A 17,405-nucleotide genomic window follows, 5' to 3' on the forward strand; every position below is an offset into this window, starting at 1 on the left:
GCAATGGCTTTGAAACAAGCGATCCCTGAACTTCAAGACCATCAGATAAAAGTGCGGTTGGCTAGTTTGCTAGCTTTGGCTAAGGATGGTCATTCATTTATCCGCTTTTATCATCCTTTATTTGAAAGCGAATTTGGTAATGGCATGCAGGTTAAACCGATCCCACTGCGCTTTGCAGCATTTGAAGACGGCATTTACGTTGTTGCTACCCATAATGATTTTACACAATATATGGGAGCCAAACTGATAGCAGTGAATGATACTGATAGCATGAAAGCCATAAATATTATCAGCGCCATGTTTCCGATTGAAAATGAAATGAACGTTAAACAGTGGGGAGTTTATGCCCTATCTGCTCCAGAAATTTTACATGCTTTTGCATTATCAAGCTCATCGCAATCAGCTAACTACACGTTACAGATAGATCAGATAAAGCAGACGGTCAACTTAGATAGCATAGATAACTGGCCTCAAGAGCAAAGGGGTATAGTAGTTGACGATAATTGGCATTCATTGTCTGCTGAACAGCCGTTATATCTGCAACATTTAGATAAAATGGTTTGGTACACCTTTCAGCCTGCTAATGACTTGGTTTACCTTAAACTCAACGGTTTCACAAAACCGGAACTCGATAACATTGAGCAACAAGTGGCAGCAGCAATTGCCCTATCAAACGAAAAAAGCGGCAGTAAATTAGTAATAGACATTCGCCATAACCCTGGGGGCGAAACTGGTTTAGTGAATGACTTAGTTAAAGCTATCGCTGCCAGTCATGCCAATCAGCAAAAGAATCTCTATGTAATACTCGGTGGTCGCACGTTTTCGGCAGCCCAACTTATGGCCACCGCATTAGAGCAATATACCTACGCAGTGTTTTTAGGTGAGCCTACAGGTATTAATGTTCATTTTTTTGCTAATGCTAGAAACAGCTTCGACTTACCCAATAGTGGCTTAAAAATATTTCTCTCAACCAAGTTGTGGCAAACCACCAACGCAAATGACGACAGAAAATGGCAAGAACCGGATGTTTATGCACCTTTGAGTTTCAGCGATTACTTGCAGCATATAGACCCCTCACTGAATAAAATTCTCAAATAGACTACAAACCCTGAAGATCCGCTTTCTGCTAAAAGCTCTAGTTCAGATGAATGTTGGTGAACGGCAGTAAATGGCACATTAGAGAAAGTCAGCTCTAGCTCCTTACTCTAATAATAACTGCATTTTTTAACTGATTTTCCTCTGTGAACTCTGTGTCCTCAGTGGTTCAATTTGTTCTTTTATCTACTTCGATCTAAAAGATTAACCCCATGACGGGCTTTGGCACTTAGAGCAAGTCAGCTCTAGCTCTTTACTCTAATAATAACTGTATTTTTTAACTGATTTTCCTCTGTGAACTCTGTGTCCTCAGTGGTTCAATTTGTTCTTTTATCTACTTCGATCTAAAAGATTAACCCCATGACGGGCATGGGCATGATACTGACTATCTGATGAGATCAAAATCTTTAGGCTTCAATTGTTAGCTCAAGTTTGAGCTACTAGGGTTTTCAGAGTAAAACGTTTGTGATGAAGACGGAGTTACTTCTACACTTAATTGGCTTATTTTATCTAAAAGGCGGTGCCGCCTGAGTAAAGGCCACCATTGATATAAAAAGATATCTAACGGGTGCCAGAGGGCGACCCATCCAGTTATCAAAAAACCTTCCGCTAAAAAGTCATAAAAAAAGCCTTCGCCATAAGTCAGCAACAGTTCTCTTATCATCAGGCAACTCAGTAAAAACGAAAAACCGACCAATAAGGCAATTCGTCCGTCACGAAAACGCCGCCGCAAATGAAGGTTTGCTTCTGACGCTCTAAAAGTAAAATAGCGTTGAATCGAATCCTGGAAATGCTTGGCCGTTTCATGAGTAATAGTATTTTCAGGTAGGTGTATAAGTAAATGTAGCGGTTTATGAAGAGCAAGCTCGTCTGCTGAATCAATAATGTAACGCTCAGCCGCACTGTCTAAGTCTTTTTCATGAAAAGGCGATGGATCGAGAGTATTAAATAATTGCCGTGGTGTTTGTAAATTAATTTCAACTAGAAATTTAGTTTCGTCACGTTGAGAAAACCAATTAAAAAACATTTTCTCTCCTTGTATTCATATTAAAAAAGCCACAAAAGTTAGGATTTCAAAGCAATCTAAAATACAGTAGAAAGACGCTGTGACATAGCATATATTTTTGCTAAGGCCGCCTTGATTTAGTTGGTTAGCACTAAAGTGATGTTAACTGACAACCAGCCAACAGTTAGAAATAGAAAATATCTAACTGTTATACTGTAAATCAAAGTTGGGTTGGCTGACCCATCCCTTACTAATCGGAATAACTACTTTGAAAAAACTAAATTTAGGTCCTTTTAATATTGCTTCCTCCTTGTTCGCAACAGTGGTGCGTTCAGGTATAGGTATCAGTAGTCATGCGGCAGTTGTTAAGCCGGAATTGTCTCTTAAACTCTATGATATAGAGGGGTGCCCTTACTGTCGTTTAGTTAGAGAAGCACTTACCGAACTTGATCTGGATGCCGAAATCTATCCCTGCCCAAAGGGCGGTGAACGTTACCGTTCAGAAGTGATTGAGCTTGGCGGCAAAGAGCAGTTCCCGTATTTGGTCGATACCAATACTGGTATCGCCATGTATGAGTCGCTGGATATTGTCACGTACTTGTTTGCTACTTACGGGCAAAAAAGCCTGCCTTTGAAATGGCAGTTCGGGGCCTTTCACAAAGTAGGATCTATGCTGGCAAGTGTTGCGCGTCCGGGGCTGGGGCTCAAAAAAGTAGCTTCGCAGCCCCCGGAAAAGTTACTCGAATTATATAGTTTCGAGTCCAGTCCCTATGCTCGACCTGTACGCGAATACCTGTGTGAGCTAGAAATCCCCTATGTGCTGCGCAGTTGCGGCAGAACTGAGTTGGGTGAGTGGTTGCTACCCCCTGTCAGAGAGTTGTTCAATATTGTGCCTGAAAGTAAGCTGAAAAATCGTAAGGAATTGCAGGAGAAAGCGGGGCGGATGGCTATACCTTACCTAATCGATCCAAATCACGGTGTGGCTTTGTTTGAGTCAGCAAAAATTATCGAATACTTACAAGCAACTTACGGATAAGACTCAACAACACCTTTATGCTCAGTTTATTGTGGTTACCTAAATCTGTATAGCAACAGGAGTTTATATATATGTCGCACCAAGCCCTTCTTGTCTCGATTTTTTTGATGTATGCAAATTCATCGATTGGATCACCTTTATCCTGCGGCAATATCGAACGCGCAAAAGATGGAATACATGAGGGTAAGCCATACCCGACTTATACCTACACAACCAATGAAGGCAGTGCAGTCATTGTCCGGCAGGATATGCGTGTTAATGCGGATGGTGCGCGCAGAGCATATGAATTACAGAACCATGGAATTTCCTACCTGTGTGACGGACTAACTGCGCGCGAAGGGTCTGAGTGGATTACGCGTAAACCCTGCGGCTCTTTAACCACGAGTGCCATTGAACTTGGCAAAGTGAGCAATAATGAGTTCCACTTTTCGGATAAGGGCCCCGAATTGTGTATATTCGGATTTCATGTAGAAGGAGGTAAATCCGGAATAGGCGGGTGCTCGGGAAAGGTGGTTGGTGGTGGTCATGCGAGCGCTGTAGCTCCACTTATTTCTGTCCCTTCTCCCGCAGGTGCATTGCAGTATTTTGTTTCCACGACTTCGTTAGCTAATCGCACTGGGGATGTGAGCAAACGCTATATCGATTCCGAGGAGATCCCCTTCATTGTTATTCCGGGGCAATGGCAGCACAAACAGATTTCACTAGGTGACTATGCCTACATATACTCACCAGGCGAACTGGGGATCAAACAAGAGGCACTAACCGGGCCGCGAGGCAGCTTTGCGATTGTTGCGGATAAGGGGCCTAAGGGGAAATTCGGAGAAGGCTCTATAGCATTGCATCAAATGCTGGCGTTTGAGGAGCTGCGGCCAGCCCCCGCATATCAGAAGACTGCCAATGGACAACGCCATCCTGAGCAAGCATCCATATTCCATCCTTATCAGGATAAGGGCGACGGTGATATTAGGGCAAAGGGCAATATAGATAAGGAGGTTTGGTACATTATGTTTGCCGATTCTGCTAATAAAAGCGTCGAGCAACATTCCTTCAGTGTCGGCAGCGACGGTCTACCTCAAGGCAATGTCTATTCTGAAGGAACAAATGCAGCGGCATTATTCGGTGGACAAGAACACATCATCGCGTGCTTAAAGGATTCTGCAAATTTTAAATGATCTATGATTGTTAATCAGAGCAAAGCAATTCGAAGTGCTTGTATAGGCGCAAAGAGCAGAAATTAGCTGGCTCGCCTGGTTAGACGAGCTGGCAAAGGGGTACTCACTATATCAGCGCCAACGGTAGGCATTGTGTTTAAGGGCCTAATCAAAAATTTGCGACCTTCACACTGGCTACTAAAGTACTCTAAGGCGCCATAAATACTCTCTAAAAATTAGGTTTATAGTCAAAACCTGCTTCAGCTTCGGTGTCGTTAAAAGTATTCAATTTGCTCTTTTTGTTGAGCAAACTGTTTACTATTGAGTTAGGGAATATTTCAATGCCGTTATTAAATGCTTCAACGTTTTGATTAAAAATGCGAATAGCTGCGCCGATATTTTCTTGTTGTTCAGCAATTTCACGCATTAATTTGCCAAACATCTCGTTGGCTTTGAGTTCGGGATAACTTTCAACTGCAATGTGCATACCTTGGACGAGATTACGGGTGGCCGTCTCTACTTCGGCTAGTTGGTTGGTGTCCATCTTGTCACTACTCAAGCCACCAAGTGCACTGCGCAAAGCGGTTATTTTTTCTTGGACACCAGACTCAAACTGCTGATATTGCTCGGTTACCGTTTGTAAGTGTGGAATGATTTTGTTTTTTTGTCTTTCTTGGGTAATAACATTGGCCCAAGCACGTTGCGCCGCGTTAGCGCGGCTTATAATGCCGTTATAAATTAATACGACGGCTAAAATAACCACACCAAACACAATCAGAAACACCATGCTACTGTCCATTCTTTATCCTTTTGCTTAAAAGTTATTGTCACTAAAGCGCATCAGAGTATGAATGCGTTTTAGTGTATTGTGAAGTCGAGTGAGCGTTTGGTCGCCTTCAATTTCCCGTAAAAATTGTTCTGGATTATCTAAGCCATATTGGCGTTGCCAGCTACAAATATTCTGTGCATAAGAGATACACAATTGTCCGGAAGAAGAAAATTCCAGATTCAACTCCGATAATTCTTTCCCCAGATCTTCAATTTCTACTACAACAGCAGGTTTTAAAAATTTGGCTGCAGCTAACTCGTTTTGGGCTTTGACTTTAAACTTACGATTAAACTCTACTGAAGCGGGTTTGTAACTACCACTAAAGAAACCACCAAACCAACTGCTGGAAATGGCAATATCGCGCACAAACTCGAAAGGTAGATAAAGTCCGAAACGATAATGATGATCATAGACGGTGCGGGTTCGGACCCTTCCTTTTGAATCAGTCGTGGTCACTTGCCGGCGGTCAACGTAGTGAAAATTATAAGCGTGATACTCAAAGTGATGTTCGGAACCTTGATATTCACCCTTCACCAACCACGAAATTTCACGTAAGTGGTTACCCCGTCTAAACTCGCTGAATTGCTGACCTAATTGTGCGGCCAAACTTTTGCCGTGATAGGGCTCGCTTTGCCACGCATTATCTAAATATACATCACGCTGATAAAGCGCATCTGACAACCCATTGATCTTATTACGTCGAACATAGATTAGGCTTGCGAACACTAAGCTGGTCAACACAGCTGCCGCCGCAAACCAAGGCGCAGCAACATTATTCGGATAAAAATACAGGCTTAGTAGTGCTAATGCAGCAGTTAATAATGCGGCTGACAAACTTATCCAATAGGCCCGGTTGTCATAGCGTAGCGGTCGACCAAAGGCACTTACCTTACGCAGTATGGCGCGTAAATCTTCACGTTTGTGCGCCCCAGCAATTTGTATGCTGAGCGAATCGAGAAATAACGCAAGTTGTTGATTAGCAGAAGATGAGGGCTTATCCATAGCGCTTTTTATGTCCTGATTACCCTGTGTTGTTTAACTGAAACTGTATCACCACCCGCCTAATCCGCCAAGTTTGTCTTTATTGTTTACTCGTTGTGCTTGGCGATTAAGATGCGTATTTGAGTAAAGAGCAAATTAACTTTAATACTTAGCAAGCAGATGTGTCTTTGCTAGACTGCATGCATCGTAAAAAAGCCAAGTAGAGATCATAATGGGTAACTTAACAAGAAGACAGTTTATCGCCGCCAGTGGTGCCGTTTGTTTGGCAGCATCCGCAACAGGACAAGAAATCATGACAACAAAAACACAAGTCATACATACGGCTTATTTTTGGTTAAAAAATCCAGACTCTGTGGTTGATCGTGAGCAATTAATCGCAGGTTTACAAACATTAAGACAGGTACCTACGGTCAAAACCCTGCATATCGGTTTACCTGCATCAACAGAAAGTCGTGATGTGGTTGATAACAGTTTTCAGGTATCAGAATTAATGTTTTTTGATGATTTAGCCGGACAAAGTGAGTACCAAGCCCATCCAATACACCAAGCCTTTGTTAAAAACTGCTCACACTTATGGGCAAAAGTCGCGGTGAAAGATTCTATTACTGTATGAGTCCGTCTATTTGCCGCATATAAGTCTGCAATTACTATAAATGCCAGCCACTATGTGTGACTGGTATTCAAGTAAATTATTTGTGAAGTGAGATTGTTATACAAAAAATATCACGGCCCATGTCAGTGCTAAGGCACCAAACCAAAGTAACAACTTGCTGACAAAGCTTCCCCAAGCAGTGTGGGCCGGATAACTTTTACTGATAAACATCACCTGTTCAATGTCTTTTGGCGCTATGTTTTGGTTTTCGCCGGTTGACTCATCACTTCACGTTGCAACGTTCACTATCCTTTTTTGCCTGTTATTTGAATATGCTTGAAGCAAAAAAATAGCTTTGAATGTGGTGTGCTAAAAAGTTAGCCATTGCTTTAACGTGGCGCAACACATTAGCGTCTATTACTCGACACTTAACTCAAATTGAGCTTACTTAGTCTAATTGTTCATTATTTGCATTATCAAATAACCATGTTATCTGTATGATTCGGTCCAGACTAAGCAAGACAACATGTTTATACGGGATATGCACAACTATGCAAACTCATAACAAGCAAACCGTGCTGGTGGTAGACGACCGTGCTGATGTGCGCATGAGTGCCCGTTTTGTCTTAGAAGATAATCAATATCAAATCTTAGAGGCTGAAAGCCCTACCATGGCCAAAGAGTTGATCAAACAAAATCAGGTTGATGTCATTCTTTTGGATATGAACTATTCAAGGGATACCACGTCTGGCGAAGAGGGTTTGGGATTTTTAGCTTGGTTGGCGAAAGCTGACTTGGGTATTCCAGCTATAGCAATGACAGCGTGGTCTAATGTGGAACTTGCGGTTAAGGCAATGCAACTTGGCGCCGGTGATTTTATTGAGAAACCCTGGAAAAATCAGCGACTATTACAGGTTATCGCACAGCAACTTACCGTGACCGGCTTAAAAAAACAAAATCAAAAGTTACAGCAACGTTTAGATAATGTTCAAGCACCACAAGAGGCTTATCAGTGGCGATCTGCGTGTATGCATGAATTGATGTCACAAATTGATAGTGTGGCCAATACCGACGTTACGCTGCTGTTAACCGGTGATAATGGTACCGGGAAAAGTCAATTAGCCACTTATATTCATGCTCAATCAAACTATGCTCAGGGGCCTCTTATTGCGGTCAACATGGGGGCTATATCAGAGACTTTGTTCGAAAGTGAAATGTTTGGCCATACCAAAGGTGCGTTTACAGATGCAAAGTCTAATCGAGTAGGGCGTTTTGAATTGGCCAAAAACGGTAGTCTATTTTTAGATGAAATTGCTAATATCCCCTTATCACAACAAGCCAAGTTGTTGCGTGTACTAGAAAGTGGTGAATACGAAGTCTTGGGCTCAAGTAAAACCCAATTCACCCAAATTCGTTTAATTTGTGCGAGTAACGGTAATTTTAAAGAATTGATTGCTAAAGAGTTATTTCGTGAAGATCTTTATTATCGGGTTAATACTATTGAATTGAGAGTACCTTCTCTCAAAGAACGTCAAGCCGATATCGTAGCCTTGGCTGAACACTTTATTGATATATATTGTAAAAAATACCGTAAAACACCTATTAGCCTAAGGGCAGATGCCGCTGCCGATTTGCAAGACTATCACTGGCCGGGCAATATCCGTGAGTTGAGCCATGTAATGGAAAGGGCGGTATTGCTGTGCAGAAGTACTGAACTTTCTGCCTGTGATCTGAATATCAATGGGCTCAAAACTAAACCCAGCGATGACGAGCAACTACCCATGCTCACCTTAGAAGAAGCCGAACGCCGCTTAATTACGCAAGCTTTAAATAAAGTTGATCAACATATTCCCAAGGCCGCCGGATTATTGGGCATAACCAAGTCGTCGCTTTATCGACGCTTAGAAAAATATGCCGACCTTCAAAAGTAGCTCATTAGGCGCTTACATCGTTCAGGTACTTGCCCTGTTTAGTGCTTTGTTAATGCTGGCGTTATTCACACTACTTATGCAAAACAACTGGCAGGCTTGGAATATTGGATTAACCATGGTCATTATTGGCCTGGCGTTATTAATAGGTATATTTCGCTTTAAAGCCCGCATTCTTACCTCGTTTGAACGGGCCTTATTACATATCGAAGCGGTTAAAGTCGAAGATTATAATCAATACGCTAAGTCTGAATTCAGTCAAGGTGTAACCGCCGAATTTCATAATGAATTAACGCTACTCAGTGCCAAAATGCAGTCGCATAAATCACAATATGATCAACATGCTTTGCTGCTTTATCAACTCATCGATCAGCTCGATACTCCTATGATGGTTTTTAACCAAAAACAAAAGTTGACCTATGCAAATTCAGCTTTTTCGGTGTTATACGAACAACCGTGGCAAATGTTTCGCTTAGCTTCTCCGACATTATTGGGCTTAAAATATGTTGATGGTGGGTGGAAATTACCCGACAAAGAAGGCCAGTGGCATGTCAGTCAAAGTGAATTTATCGACAGTGGAGAGCGCCATCAATTGCTGGTATTTACTAATATAGACTCCGCTATCAGAGCGAGTCAGTTAAATGCTTGGCAACAAATAATTCGGGTGATGAGCCATGAAATACGCAATTCCTTGACGCCAGTTTCATCCTTGGCTGAAAGCCTGGCTAGTAAATTTGAATCGTCCCGTGAAAAACAAGCTTTGTCGCTGATATCTGAACGTTGTCATCATTTACAAGATTTTGTAAATCGTTACTCGTCGCTCTCTCAGCAACTCAATTTACAGTTACAAAATGTTGATTGTCACTTGTTTTCTCAACGCTTAAAGGCCTTATTTAATGGCTATAACTTGGAGTGCAGTGTTGAAAGCCCAACAATTTGGGCAGATGCTACTTTTATTGAACAAGTTTTAATTAATTTAATTAAAAACGCTTTCGAAGCAGAAGCGCAAACTGTAAAAATTCGCGTTAGTAAGCTTAAACAAAAGTCACTTATCTCCTTGGTCGATGATGGCCATGGTTTTGCAAATACCGATAATTTATTTGTGCCTTTGTTTACCACTAAACAACAAGGACAGGGCATTGGTTTGACTTTTTGTCGTAATATTATTGAGCAACACGGTGGCAGTATTGAGCTAACAAATAATATTAACCAACCTGGCATGACTGCCACCCTGCTTTTACCGCTAAACCATAATTAACTAGCCTAACCATGTTCTAACAGCCAAGTTAGTGATGCTTTGATTATGTTTCACTCGTTGCATTTCCGGACTGCTTTAGTCCGATATCGGACTCGCTCTCTAATTTTAATTCTTTGAATCAAACTAAGTAACTGTAAACAAACAATTTTAATGTTTGGCACGACTCTTGTTAATACAGGAAGAACGAGCGTTGTTTGCAAGGCAAAATATTTTAAATCGGAGTCGTTAATGGATGTGGTAAAAACAAAAAAGAATTCAGCTTTGGCTTGGCGTTCACCAAAAGTATTGGCCATAGGTTTAGGTGTATTGATTTTGCTGTTGATATTGTGGGCGCTAAAAAGTGGGGGTGCGCTATCTGTAGAGCGCTCAAGCTTATTAATTGAGAGCGTGCAACAGGGGGAGTTAGAGGTCGTTATTGAAGGTTATGGCAGTTTAATTTCTAATAAACAGCAGCTCATTACTACTCTCTCATCTGCCACAGTTAAAGAAATCGTATTAAAACCCGGTGCACAGGTAAAAGCGAATAGCGTTATTGTGCGCTTAGAAAACCCAGAATTAGATCAACAAGTTGAAAATGCCGAACAAGAGCTGATTCAGGCACAGGCAAATTTACGTCAATTAAAGCTCAATAACCAACGGGAAACACTCACCGAATCGGCCAGTTTGGCTGAAATCACAGCGCGTTTTGAAACTGCGGAGCTTAAACGTATTGCTGAAGAAAAACTGGTTGCAATGGGTATTGTTTCTCAGCTCACTTTTCAACAAACTGTGTTAGATGAAAAGCAATATAGACAGCGTATCGCTATTCTTAAGCAACGTAACGAACAACTTACCTTGGTGCATGAAGAATCCGTCAATATCGAACTTGAGCGAGTCAAACAACAACAAGGTCGACTCAATATTGCCCAATCACGACTGGAAAAACTGACCATACGAGCGGGGTTTGATGGTGTATTACAACGTTTATCAGTAGAGCTGGGACAAAGTCTTTCACCTGGTCAAGAAGTAGCGCTAATTGGCAGTGTGACTGATTTAATTGCCTTAATTCGTGTACCACAAAGCCAAGCTCAGTTAGTCAGTATTGGCAAGTCTGCGATTATCGATACTCGCCGAGACAAAATTGAAGGCCGCGTCAGTCGAATTGAGCCGATTGTAGATAACAACACGGTTGAAATCGAAATTGCTCTGCCCGCCTCATTGCCAGCCAGCGCTAGACCACAATTAAGTGTTGATGGCGTCATCATCGCAGATACCCTAAAAAATGTGACTTACATCAAACGCCCTGCGGGCGCCAAAGCTGATAGTGCTGTTGCCCTATATCGCATGGACACTGAACAAAATGCCAGTTTGCAAGAACTGCGTTTTGGCGTGCAAGCAGGGCAATATATGCAAATTATTTCAGGCGCCGTTGCTGGCGAAAAATTCATTATTTCAGATTTGTCGAATCTCCAATCGACCAGTCAATCCCTTTCAATTAACTAAGAATAAATCAAAGGAATACCTTATGAGCGACATTAAAATTAAAATGAACAACATCTCTAAAGTGTTTGAAACGGATGAATTAGAGACCCATGCATTACAAAATATCAATATTACTATTAAGGCTGGAGACTATGTGTCTATCTCTGGTCCATCGGGTTGTGGCAAGTCTACGCTATTGTCTATTTTAGGTTTACTCGATATGCCCAGCGGTGGCGAATATGAAATTGAAGGGGTCAATGTCACAGACTTGTCGCTCGACCAAGCTGCAGAAATTAGAAACAGTAAAATTGGTTTTATTTTCCAGTCATTTAACTTGATCGATGAGTTATCTGTGTTTGATAACGTGGCCTTACCTTTGCGCTATAAAGCCAAAGTACCCAGTGATAAAGAGATTGCAACTCGTGTCGCTGAATGTTTAGAACTAGTGGGTATGAGCCACCGTAGCAGCCACAAACCTAATCAGCTTTCAGGTGGTCAACAACAACGTATCGCTATCGCACGTGCTCTAGTGGCCAAACCCGCAATTTTACTAGTGGATGAGCCGACCGGTAACCTTGATTCAAAAAGTGGCGATCAGGTTATGGATGTGTTGGAAAAGCTCAACGACAATGGCACCACGATTTGTATGGTGACTCACGACCCGCGTTATGCCGATATGGCAAAAACCCAACTTAGATTACTTGATGGTGCGATTTTAACGACACCCCGTTTAGCAACTGCATAGGTCAAAGCCGATGAACCAGTTTATTTTTCAACAAAAGCAGGCTTGGGTAAGTCTTAAGAAAAAGCCCGCATTTGTCGCTACTGTCGTAACGACAATGGGTACAACTTTAGGGGCATTGTTGTGTATTTTAACCCTTGCATATCTACTGATTTTGCAACCCCTGCCTTACCCTGAACAAGACAGACTCTATAATGTGGCTCATGCCATCGGTGATAAAACCGGAGAAACCAACGCCGAGGCTTTTACTTATCCAGGCCTCCTTAATCTATATAAAAGTCAGGAGGTATTTGAGCAGGCGGCAATCATTAATTATGGACAAGATGTATTAACCTCTTTGCCTAATCAACCCACGTTAAATACCGGTTATGCCACTCCTGATTGGTTTGAAATGCTCGGTGCTTCCATGCAATTGGGCAGAATGTTTGAAGCAACAGAGGCCTTAGATACCTTTAATCCCGTGGCAATATTAACCTATCAAACCTGGCAACAGGAATTTGCAGGTCGTCCAGATATTCTGGATACCAAGGTATCATTTAGTGGTGTGAGTTATCGGGTGATAGGGGTATTGGCCAAAAAATTTGTAGAGCCACAAATTAAAGCCACGGGCATGACCACACATATTTGGTTTCCATGGGATTATAACTTGGATGTTCGCATGAAAGAACGCTGGGGTAATATTAGTGGCTCTCTAACCTTTGTTGGAAAAATAAAACCCACTCTCTCGGCAATCCAAGTAGAGCAAATTATTACGCCATTAGTACATGATATATGGGTCGAAAATGTGTCAGCCATACCATTTTTTGCTGGCTGGTCAATCAATATGAAGATGCAATCATTGCAGAGTGTTATCTTGGGGGAAAGTCAAAACACGGTCTATCTATTATTAGCGGGTGTTTTGGGTTTGGTATTAATTGCCTTTGCAAATATCGCCAATTTATTTATGTCACGCACAGCCGAGCAACAGCGACAATTGGCTATATATGCAGCCTTGGGCGCTAAAAAGTCTCACCTTTTCAAAGCGCTGCTAGCTGAGTCTGGTTTGTTAATGTTTATGTCTATCGTGTTAGCGTTAGCTATAGCGGCTTGCGGTTTCTATGTAATGCAAAGCCAACTAGCGGCAGTCCTGCCGCGGGTTAATGAACTCAGTCTTAATCTTGTTACCTTTATTGCAGCTTTATTTTTTGCTCTAGTATTTTCTGTATTATTCGCCTTCTTGAGCAGCAAGATGATCAATTATCGGGCGCTAAATTCTATTTTGCAGTCCAGCGGTAAAGGCACTGGCGTGCAGGTTTCTAAACGATTTAGACAGGCACTCATTATTAGTCAAGTGGCGATTGCGACGTTGTTAGTTTTTGCCAATATCGGTTTATTCAGAGAGGCTGTAGACACCATCACCAAACCTACAGGCTTCAGTGTTGAAAATATGACGCAAATAAGTTTGTCTGTATCTGCCTCCACATTTCCCCCAGCAGAAGAAGTCGCGCCCGTTATGACCGAACTTAAAAAGAAACTGCTTGAGTTACCACAGGTAGAGGAAATTTCTCAATCTGGCTCAGTGCTAAGTGGGTTTGGCCTATGGGCCTTAACAGCGATTGCAACTAATGAAAATTACACGCCTGAAAGCACAGGTGTCAGTGACAATTATTTTTCTATGATGGGCCAGGCCTTACTTGAAGGCGATTATTTTAGTGTCGCTGACGTTAAAGATCGCAATAGGGTAATGATTGTTAATGATGTATTTGCCAAACGATTAAGCCCGACTGGCAGTGCTATTGGATTACAGATTTCTCCTGGGGGAGATCGCGAACCGTTTACGATTGTCGGTGTGGTCAAAGGTGTAACTATGCCAGAACAATCAACCATTCCAATGCGGGTTTATACCCCTGCAGGCCTAAGTACCACACAAATGACCCTGAGATTAAAGTCGGGTCAAACTATTACTCGCGAAGAAGTGGTGTCAGCTATCAATTCAGTCAGTAGTCTGTATGCCTTGTTTAGTTTAGAAGTACTGCAGGAGATTAAACAAAAACGCTTGTTTACCCAATATGCCACTGCGATTACCACTGCTGTATTAGCCTTAATTACACTATTTTTAGCCAGTATTGGTCTGTACGGAATACTCAGTTACGGCACCCAAATGCGTCGCTTTGAATTGGGCACACGCATGGCAATTGGCGCTAAACGTAAACAACTGATCGGCTTGATAGTGAAGGATAATGCCTGGGTTATAGCCTTGGGTGTCGCGTTTAGCGTGGTTGTGATGTTAGTCATTTATATTGGCTACCAAGACGTAATCGCAGTCTATCTTGGACTAGATTTACTGGCGGTATTTATCTTTACGGTGGCGATTATCAGTTTACTGTCGCTATTTGCTTGTTATTGGCCTCTACGACAGTTTATTAATCAACCAGCCATTCATTCATTGCGTGGCAGTGATTAGGTTAATTTGCCATGAACCCAATTTGTCACCCAATCAAAAAAACAGGCATGGCTCTATATGGGGCAGCCTTGGTGGCGAGTGCAGTCGTGAGCTTGGGGCTGACATTAGGGACAATCTTAAGTGTAATAGCCTTGGATAATTTGTTGGTCAAGTCTTTGCCTCCTTCACAACAAGAAAGTTTATACGCTGTCGGAGTGAAATTAATGGAAAACAACATGCCTATTGAAAGCTCCATGCTGGTGTTGGAGAAACTACAGCCGAGTCAAAAGGCCACCTTAAAGTCGGTTTGCGCACCCTGTATGCCTTTACTGTGGTGAATATGAATCTGCCTTCATTAAGGAGTTCATTCATCTTCTTTCAATCAGCTTATGGCTTAGGTGTTTTTTTATTAGGTGGAGGAGAGTAAATGAGGGTAGATATTAATCAGACTCGATATTTCATCAAGCAGGCTTGGGTTAGTTTGATGGCCAAGCCTGGTTTTTTAGTAACTGTGGTCACGACCTTGGGCTTGTCTATTGGGGCCTTGTTAAGTGTTCTTACCTTAGCGTATTTATTGTTAATTGAGCCTTTACCCTACCCACAACAGGATAGCCTTTATACTGTAGAACATCAGTTGGTAGATAATAATCAGCAGATTGATGGCCATGCGTTTACTTACCCTAACTTAATGCATTTGTTTGAGAAACAGGATGTTTTTAGCGACAGTGCATTAATGTACTACGATGCTGATGTGTTAGTTAATAGTGCCTCACAACCCACTTTATCGATTGCTTTTGTTACGCCAAGTTGGTTTGAATTGTTGGGCGCGAAAATGGCATTGGGAAGGGCGTTTGAGCAAACTGAAGCGTTGAATACTTACCAGCCTGTGGCGGTCATTAGCTTTGCGACATGGCAACAGCAGTTTGCGCAAAGTGCAGATGTATTGTCAAAAAGCATGCAATTTGGTGAGCGTAGTTATCGCATTATTGGGGTATTAAGCCAAGACTTCACTGAGCCGCAGTTGATTGAGGTGGGCCTTAACTCCCAAGTATTTTTGCCCTGGGATTTTAATTCTGTCAGTGCTGAACAACGGCTCAAATGGGGCAATGATGATGGCGCTTTATTATTTTTAGGTAAATTACCTGCCGATAAAAGTGCCAAGCAAATTGAGCAGGGACTCAGTGCTTTGGTCAGTGATAATTGGCAAAATGAAGTAGCAGGACACCGGTTTTTTAAAGGTTGGAGTATTGCATTGAAATTGCACTCATTGCAGTCGGTGATTTTGGCTGATAGTAAAACCACGATTTTCTTGTTGATTGCCGGTGTTGTTGGTTTGGTGTTGATTGCAGGGGTTAACATTGCCAACTTGTTTATCTCTCGTATCGCTACTCGTCATCGCAATTTGGCAATTTATGCGGCCTTAGGGGCCACTAAGCGCCATCTATTCCAATCACTCTTTGCCGAAGCCCTTGTCCTCATGGCTTTAGCGAGTTTTGTTGCCGTTTATGTTGCTTCACTGGGTTTCATGTTGATGAAACGTTTTTTGCATAGTTATTTACCTAGAGTGGACGAGTTAGCGGTTCATCCAATAACGTTGATCACAGCCATCACATTAATGATTGCCATGGCCTTATTATTTGCTTACATGGGTAAAGCCTTAATTAATTATCATGCACTGAGTCAATCATTGCAAAGCAGTGGCAAAGGGCTGGGTATTCAAGTATCAAAGCGCATGCGTCAGGGCTTGATTTTTTGTCAAATAGCCTTGGTCTCATCCTTAGTATTTATTAATTTGGTGTTATTTAAAGAGGCTTTAACTTCGATTGCCGAACCCTCGGGATTTAGCACTGACGATATATCGTTTGCCGTCTTATCAGTGCCGCATCGTGCCGACACCGAAGAGGCTATATTGCGCGCGAATATCATTGAGTTTCGGAATAACTTAAGCTCAATGCCACAAGTTGAACTCGTGAGCCAGTCGATGGCGCCAATGATGTTTCCAACCTTAGCTTTGACGCGTTCTGGAGGCGATGAGCGCTATTCGCTTAAAGCCAAAGATGTGGATTACAACTATTTTCAACTGATTAAACAGCCCTTGCTGCAAGGCAATTATTTCTCAGAAAACGATTTTCAAGATAATAACAATGTGATGATTGTGAATGATGTTTTTGCTCATCAGTTAGCGCCCAACGGCGACGCTGTCGGGCTAAAGTTTGACAATGGCGCCACCATCGTTGGTGTGGTGAAGGGGATAAAAGTGCCGGGCGAAACCGATATACCTGCACGTTTTTATTTTCCCTCTTCAGTGACTAGAAATATGTTCTTGGTGAAGTTGAAAGCAGGTCAAACGCTGACGCGCGAGAATATTGTTGCCGCATTACAAGGCTTGAGTGCTAATTACAGTTTATTTAGTTTAACGACTCTAAATGAACGTCGTAATCAGCGTCTGTTTAGTCAATATACTACTGCGATTACCAGTGGCGTATTGGCACTCGTGTCGTTTGTACTGGCGGCCATCGGTTTGTACGGCATACTCAGTTATGCCACGCAAATGCGCCGTTTTGAGCTAGGCACGCGTTTGGCTTTGGGCGCAAAACGTAAACAATTAATCAAACTGGTGATCAAAGATAACATCAAAGTTATTGTGCTCGGCATAGCGACAAGTGTGCTGATTGTTGTGGAGTTATATATCGGATTTAAGCATGAGTTAAATGACTATATTGCAGTTGAATTGGGTGCAATGTTTGTACTGAGCAGTTCGTTAATAATATGTTTGGCACTTTTCGCGTGCTACTGGCCACTGCGACAGTATATCAACCAACCAGTAATCCACTCATTGCGTGGTAGCGACTAATTGGTCTAAAAAAGGGCAGAAAATTCCGC

The 17,405-nt window shown here is 42.2% G+C and carries 14 protein-coding genes; 11 read left to right on the plus strand and 3 right to left on the minus strand.

Annotated features, from left to right (window positions below; all coding sequences use genetic code 11):
- Positions 1-1,098 (plus strand): S41 family peptidase (locus ABKW31_RS18010; RefSeq protein ID WP_348617975.1); only part of this gene is annotated, 1,098 nt, incomplete at its 5' end.
- Positions 1,099-1,516: 418 nt separating this feature from the next.
- On the opposite strand, the gene ABKW31_RS18015 is transcribed toward ABKW31_RS18010, so the two are convergent.
- On the minus strand, positions 1,517-2,122 hold the full coding sequence (locus tag ABKW31_RS18015; RefSeq protein WP_348617976.1) for a hypothetical protein: 606 nt from the start codon (positions 2,120-2,122) through the stop codon (positions 1,517-1,519).
- 247 nt (positions 2,123-2,369) lie between these two features.
- Between ABKW31_RS18015 and ABKW31_RS18020 the strand changes: the two genes are divergently transcribed.
- Both ABKW31_RS18020 and ABKW31_RS18025 read left to right on the plus strand, forming a co-directional pair.
- Positions 2,370-3,137 carry a glutathione S-transferase N-terminal domain-containing protein gene (locus ABKW31_RS18020; RefSeq protein WP_348617977.1) on the plus strand — a complete coding sequence of 256 codons (768 nt, stop codon included), beginning with the start codon at positions 2,370-2,372 and terminating at the stop codon, positions 3,135-3,137.
- Positions 3,138-3,208: 71 nt separating this feature from the next.
- Complete coding sequence (locus tag ABKW31_RS18025) at positions 3,209-4,309, plus strand: hypothetical protein (RefSeq protein ID WP_348617978.1); 1,101 nt, start codon at positions 3,209-3,211, stop codon at positions 4,307-4,309.
- Between the two features lie 208 nt (positions 4,310-4,517).
- Here the strand turns inward: ABKW31_RS18025 and ABKW31_RS18030 are convergent, their stop codons facing one another.
- Complete coding sequence (locus tag ABKW31_RS18030; RefSeq protein ID WP_348617979.1) at positions 4,518-5,087, minus strand: LemA family protein; 570 nt, start codon at positions 5,085-5,087, stop codon at positions 4,518-4,520.
- A 15-nt stretch (positions 5,088-5,102) separates the two neighbouring features.
- A complete protein-coding gene (locus tag ABKW31_RS18035) occupies positions 5,103-6,119 on the minus strand; it encodes a hypothetical protein (RefSeq protein ID WP_348617980.1) in 1,017 nt (338 codons plus the stop codon).
- Between the two features lie 211 nt (positions 6,120-6,330).
- Here ABKW31_RS18035 and ABKW31_RS18040 point away from each other — a divergent pair, with 211 nt between their 5' ends.
- The 8 genes from ABKW31_RS18040 to ABKW31_RS18075 all read left to right on the plus strand — a co-directional run bounded on the left by ABKW31_RS18040 (position 6,331) and on the right by ABKW31_RS18075 (position 17,376).
- Positions 6,331-6,732 carry a Dabb family protein gene (locus ABKW31_RS18040; RefSeq protein ID WP_348617981.1) on the plus strand — a complete coding sequence of 134 codons (402 nt, stop codon included), beginning with the start codon at positions 6,331-6,333 and terminating at the stop codon, positions 6,730-6,732.
- Between the two features lie 530 nt (positions 6,733-7,262).
- The gene (locus ABKW31_RS18045) at positions 7,263-8,642 is read left to right on the plus strand and encodes a sigma-54 dependent transcriptional regulator (protein WP_348617982.1); all 1,380 of its coding nucleotides are present in this window, start codon (positions 7,263-7,265) and stop codon (positions 8,640-8,642) included.
- Positions 8,623-9,897, plus strand: coding sequence for a HAMP domain-containing sensor histidine kinase (locus ABKW31_RS18050; protein ID WP_348617983.1), 1,275 nt, complete (start codon positions 8,623-8,625; stop codon positions 9,895-9,897). Before ABKW31_RS18045 ends, ABKW31_RS18050 begins: the two co-directional genes overlap by 20 nt.
- A 228-nt stretch (positions 9,898-10,125) precedes the next feature.
- Positions 10,126-11,379, plus strand: coding sequence for an HlyD family efflux transporter periplasmic adaptor subunit (locus ABKW31_RS18055; RefSeq protein WP_348617984.1), 1,254 nt, complete (start codon positions 10,126-10,128; stop codon positions 11,377-11,379).
- A 22-nt stretch (positions 11,380-11,401) separates the two neighbouring features.
- Positions 11,402-12,103 (plus strand): ABC transporter ATP-binding protein, encoded by a 702-nt coding sequence (locus ABKW31_RS18060; RefSeq protein WP_348617985.1) that lies wholly within the window; start codon positions 11,402-11,404, stop codon positions 12,101-12,103.
- A 10-nt stretch (positions 12,104-12,113) separates the two neighbouring features.
- Positions 12,114-14,543, plus strand: coding sequence for an ABC transporter permease (locus ABKW31_RS18065; RefSeq protein WP_348617986.1), 2,430 nt, complete (start codon positions 12,114-12,116; stop codon positions 14,541-14,543).
- An 11-nt stretch (positions 14,544-14,554) separates the two neighbouring features.
- Complete coding sequence (locus ABKW31_RS18070) at positions 14,555-14,860, plus strand: hypothetical protein (RefSeq protein WP_348617987.1); 306 nt, start codon at positions 14,555-14,557, stop codon at positions 14,858-14,860.
- An 89-nt stretch (positions 14,861-14,949) separates the two neighbouring features.
- A complete protein-coding gene (locus ABKW31_RS18075; RefSeq protein WP_348617988.1) occupies positions 14,950-17,376 on the plus strand; it encodes an ABC transporter permease in 2,427 nt (808 codons plus the stop codon).
- The last annotated feature ends 29 nt before the right edge of the window (positions 17,377-17,405 follow it).

This window comes from Paraglaciecola sp. 25GB23A, assembly GCF_040012495.1.
Lineage (GTDB): Bacteria > Pseudomonadota > Gammaproteobacteria > Enterobacterales > Alteromonadaceae > Paraglaciecola.